The following is a 4,072-nucleotide window of genomic DNA, read 5'->3' on the forward strand; positions in this document are numbered from 1 at the left end:
GACGGTATTTATCGCCGGGGGCGGGGAGGGCGCCACCTTAAGGGAGATATTATCCCACAATACGGTGAGTAAAGCGGTGATGGTTGACATCGATGCCGGGGTAATCGATATCTGCCGGCAGTTCCTGCCTGAATACAGCCGTGGCGCCGTTGCCGACACACGTACCGAGCTATACCATGTTGACGCCCGGGACTACCTGGAGAAATGCGGCGAGAGCTTTGACATCATTATCATCGACCTGACCGAACCTGTTGAAGAAGGGCCCGCTTACCTGCTCTACACCCGGGAATTCTACCGGATGGTACGGGAACGGCTTACGGCTAACGGTATGATCAGTGTCCAGGCCGGTTCCGCCAGCCTGAACGAACTATTATGTTTCTCATCGGTCTACCAGACACTGAAGAGTGTTTTCCCCTCCGTCCTCCCCTACCAGACGCATGTCCCCTCTTTTGGCGGTCCCTGGGGGTTCTGCCTGGCAGGAACGAATACCCCCATTCTATCACCGGAAGAGATTGATAACCGGATTGCCATCCGCTCCCTGAAACACCTGGAATTCTACGACGGACAGACCCACCGGGGGATGTTCGCCCTGCCCAAATACCTCAGAGAAGAGCTAGAGGAACAAACGAGGTTAATCACCGACAGCCAGCCGCTGTATATTTACAACAGCTGAGTTTCGAAAGTCCCACCCTGCCATTATTCCCCCACCGAACTATTGCTTACTTTCATAATCAAGTAGTGTTATGCACGCCGTTCGTGGTGAGCCCTTCGGCTTGGCTCAGGACAGGCTTGTCGAACCACCGGCACACCCTTCGACAGGCTCCTTCGATATAGCTCAGGACAGGTCAGGGCGAACGGAATCATTTGTATATTATTTATGCAAGTAGGTACTCACCCGCATAGAAAATATTTATCAATCGTGATGGAAGTGGTAGAATAGGGGTATGGAAATTAACCTCAAAGAAACAGCGTTCCAAAGGGCAAAAAAAGACACTATCGAAGCCCAAAAGACGGCTAAGTTTATGTGGGGAGGTGAGGGTGTGTTAGCCGTAGCTGGTGGTGCTTGGTTTCAATCACTTGCTCCTGCGGGAGCTTTTGCATGGGAAGTTGTATGGCGGTCAGTTATAGGCGGTCTCATTGGTCTTTCAGTAGCGATACTATTCATTTACGGTTGGAATCTATTTAGAGCGCCATATTGGCAGCGTAATGAAGCGCGTGCTTTGTTACTGGCAAGACCTCAGAGTGTTCCTTTAAGAAACAGGAAGGATTTATTTGCCGCCATTCATCATCTTGATGGAGCTGCTAGAGATATGGTCACAGCACATAGAGCGTATAAAGTACACAAGCAACCAACTATATTCGAAAGCGCCGTTGTAGAATTACAGAGCATAGAACAGAAAAAATCGGCCTACAATGAGGCTGTCGAGAAATAGATTCAGGCAGAGGAGGAATTAGAACCTCAAACATCAGTAGCAGGTCCATCATTCAGAGAAGCATTAGATGTTTTCAAAATGACTGTTAGTCAAATAGCATTATCCGCCGAAATTCCTAGCAATTATGAGCTAGTCGGTGGTTTATATGACGCTTTAGTGAAAATAGAAGAGTCTATAAATATCATTGAGGGTCAGCAATGAGTGTTTCGTACTCTAAGTTCTCAGTCTCAACAAGTTTACGAATGGTATCACGAAACAGATAAAAACCATCGTATGCTGATAGATAATCGCGTTTCACCTAAAATACCTTCTCTGGAAATAGAGGGCTACGTTCACCAGGCTGATAAGCACCGGTACCTCCACCAGCGGCCCGATGACCGCGGCAAAGGCCTGCCCCGAACTGATGCCGAAGACCGCCACCGCCACGGCGATCGCCAGCTCGAAGTTGTTGCTGGCGGCGGTAAAGGCGATGGTCGTCGTCTTGGAGTAATCCGCCCCTATTTTCTTCCCCATGTAGAAGGAGATGAGAAACATAGCCACGAAGTAGATGAGCAGCGGCACCGCGATGCGCACCACATCCAGCGGTATCTGCACGATAAGCTCACCCTTGAGTGAGAACATGGCGACGATGGTGAAAAGCAAAGCGGCCAGAGTGAGCGGCATTATGCGATGAATGAATTTATTCTCATACCACTCGCGCCCCCTGGACCTGATAAGCAAAAAACGGGTGAGCATACCTCCAAAGAAAGGGATGCCAAGGTATATCAACACGCTCCGGGCTATCTCCCAGATAGTAACCTCAACCAGCGAGCCCGCCAGCCCGAACCAGGTCGGCAAGACAGTGATAAAAACATAAGCGTAAACGGAATAGAATAAAATCTGGAAGACCGAGTTAAAAGCCACCAGACCGGCGGCATATTCATGGTCGCCCCGGGCCAGTTCATTCCAGACGAGCACCATGGCGATGCAGCGCGCCAGGCCAATCATGATCAACCCCACCATGTAATCGGGATAGCCACGCAGGAAGACAACAGCCAGGAAGAACATCAGTACCGGGCCGATAAGCCAGTTCTGCACCAGCGACAGCCCCAGTATCCGCCAGTTACGGAAGACACGCCCCAGCTCTTCGTACCTTACCTTGGCCAGCGGCGGGTACATCATCAGGATCAGCCCCACGGCGATGGGAACCGAGGTGGTGCCGCCCAGCACCAGTGAACGGGAGTAAAGGTCAGCCATCTGCCGGGGAAAGAGATACCCCAGCCCCACGCCAAAACCCATCGCCAGGAAAATCCAGAGCGTCAGGAAACGGTCTAAGACCGGGAGTCGCCTGATGACGGCAGCCTGCCTCGCCTCACTCATACTTTAAGGCATCCTTTCCAGCAGTTTGCGCACCGGCACACCCGGGGCCCACTCTGACCGCTCCTTGCAATCGCTCCCGGTCCTGAGCCAGTACTTCGTCGCTGACGGCAAAATCTTTGAGCAACCCGGTCAGGGCGGCGGCATAGCGGTTCGAGGTCTGCCTGTCTATCGAGTAGAGCACCCAGGTACCATCTCGTCTCGCCTGCAAAAAACCGGCGCTCTCCAGGATACCCAGGTTACGTGAGGCGCGCGACTGAGAAACATCGAGCGCCTGCATCACCTCGCAGACGCAGCACTCCCGCTCCAGGAGGATATTCAGAATGCGGAGCCGGGTCTCATCAGAGAGCGCCTTTATTGTCTTAATCAGGTACTGCATAGCTCATTCCGGTTATAAGTATATATGCGCATACACACATATCCTATCGCGAAGGGTAATCCGTGTCAACTATATGCCATGAGGTGGAATGAATCTCCTCACACGGATTGCTTCGCCGCCAGCCCGCAATGGAAGCGGCAACCAAAACCGAAGAACCCTAACTCGATTATCAATAACCATTTCCCGCCGACTACCCGGCAATGCTATAATGGTTATGAATGGATATTCTAGCGGAGCTTAATCCGGCGCAAAGAGAAGCGGCAGAGACCATCAGCGGACCGGTGCTCATCCTGGCCGGTCCCGGCAGCGGCAAGACCCGGGTAATCACCCACCGCGTGGCTTACCTGGTCAAGGTCTGCGGGGTCAGTCCCCGTCACATCATGGCCGTCACCTTCACCAATAAGGCTGCCCGGGAGATGGAAGAGCGCCTGCACCAGCTGGTAGGCAGTGCTGCCGACGACCTCACCCTGGGCACTTTTCACGCCCTGTGCGCCCGCATCCTGCGTATCGACGGCACGGCAGCGGGTATTGACCGCCGGTTTGTTATCTACGACCGCGACGACCAGATCAAGCTGGTCAAACAGGGGACTCAGGAGGCGGGACTCGACCCCAAGCAGTACGCTCCACCGGCGCTAGTCTCGGCGATTTCCGCCGCCAAGAGCCACACGCTCACCCCGGAAGAGTATATCCAGCGCAGCCGCAGCTACTTTGAAGAGGTGGTCGGGCGGGTCTATGACCGCTACCAGCAGCTGCTGGCAGAGAGCAACGCCCTCGACTTCGACGATTTACTGATGAAGACGGTACATCTCTTCCGCAGCCACCCGGAGGTTTTGGACCGCTACCAGACCCGGTACCGCCACCTTCTGGTGGACGAATTCCAGGACACCAACCTGGTCCAGTATGA

5 protein-coding genes are annotated in these 4,072 nt (G+C 53.5%); 3 read left to right on the plus strand and 2 right to left on the minus strand.

The window, feature by feature from the left end; translation table 11 throughout:
* Together Q8Q07_06605 and Q8Q07_06610 are read left to right on the plus strand one after the other, a co-directional pair.
* Positions 1 to 673: fused MFS/spermidine synthase (locus Q8Q07_06605; protein ID MDP3879954.1), on the plus strand; the 673-nt coding region annotated here is incomplete at its 5' end.
* Between the two features lie 271 nt (positions 674 to 944).
* Positions 945 to 1,433: a hypothetical protein gene (locus Q8Q07_06610; GenBank protein ID MDP3879955.1), complete on the plus strand. Its 489-nt coding sequence runs from the start codon at positions 945 to 947 to the stop codon at positions 1,431 to 1,433.
* A 294-nt stretch (positions 1,434 to 1,727) separates the two neighbouring features.
* Here the strand turns inward: Q8Q07_06610 and arsB are convergent, their stop codons facing one another.
* Together arsB and Q8Q07_06620 are read right to left on the minus strand one after the other, a co-directional pair.
* Entirely contained in the window at positions 1,728 to 2,792 is a 1,065-nt protein-coding gene (arsB, locus tag Q8Q07_06615; protein MDP3879956.1) for an ACR3 family arsenite efflux transporter, read from the minus strand.
* Complete coding sequence (locus tag Q8Q07_06620) at positions 2,785 to 3,168, minus strand: metalloregulator ArsR/SmtB family transcription factor (GenBank protein ID MDP3879957.1); 384 nt, start codon at positions 3,166 to 3,168, stop codon at positions 2,785 to 2,787. Before Q8Q07_06620 ends, arsB begins: the two co-directional genes overlap by 8 nt.
* Before the next feature lie 218 nt (positions 3,169 to 3,386).
* On the opposite strand from Q8Q07_06620, the gene Q8Q07_06625 reads away from it, so the two are divergent.
* The coding region (locus Q8Q07_06625; GenBank protein ID MDP3879958.1) for a UvrD-helicase domain-containing protein at positions 3,387 to 4,072 on the plus strand (686 nt) is incomplete at its 3' end.

This window comes from Dehalococcoidales bacterium (genome assembly GCA_030698765.1).
In the GTDB taxonomy this organism is placed as follows: Bacteria; Chloroflexota; Dehalococcoidia; order Dehalococcoidales; family UBA2162; genus JAUYMF01.